This window comes from Corallococcus sp. AB049A (assembly GCF_003668885.1).
Classification (GTDB): domain Bacteria; phylum Myxococcota; class Myxococcia; order Myxococcales; family Myxococcaceae; genus Corallococcus; species Corallococcus interemptor.
Window position 1 is genome coordinate 1 of record NZ_RAWL01000924.1, and the last position, 541, is coordinate 541.

Consider the following 541-nt stretch of genomic DNA (forward strand, 5'->3'; position numbering starts at 1 on the left):
CGACTCCATGAAGGCGGAATCGCTAGTAATCGCAGATCAGCACGCTGCGGTGAATACGTTCCCGGGCCTTGTACACACCGCCCGTCACACCATGGGAGTCGATTGCTCCAGAAGTCATCTCACCAAGAGATGCCCAAGGAGTGCTCGGTAACTGGGGTGAAGTCGTAACAAGGTAGCCGTAGGGGAACCTGCGGCTGGATCACCTCCTTTCTAAGGAGACCGGGCATCGGGCTCACTCTTCGGAGGAGCAGGCGATGCCAGTAGCCGAAAGGCTATCAGGTCTAACTAGGTCAATGTTTCCGGTAAACAATCCATTATGAACTTCGGGCTTGCTGTTTGGTTTTGAAGGACCGAGCGAAGGCGGCTCGGCTCTTTGAGAATGAAGGACGCTGTAGGGTTCGCCGATGCTTTAGCCCCCCTGGGCCTATAGCTCAGCTGGCTAGAGCGCGCGCCTGATAAGCGCGAGGTCGGTGGTTCAAGTCCACCTAGGCCCACCACTCTTCTTTCCTCACTGGAGGGAAGCGAAAGGGTGAATGGTGCT

At 56.4% G+C, this 541-nt stretch carries 1 tRNA gene and 1 rRNA gene; both read left to right on the forward strand.

Features of this window, described 5'->3' with window-relative positions:
* A 16S ribosomal RNA gene (locus D7X55_RS40255) occupies window positions 1–210 on the forward strand; the annotation flags it as partial.
* A 210-nt stretch (window positions 211–420) separates the two neighbouring features.
* Window positions 421–497: transfer RNA gene (locus D7X55_RS40260), tRNA-Ile, on the forward strand.
* The last annotated feature ends 44 nt before the right edge of the window (window positions 498–541 follow it).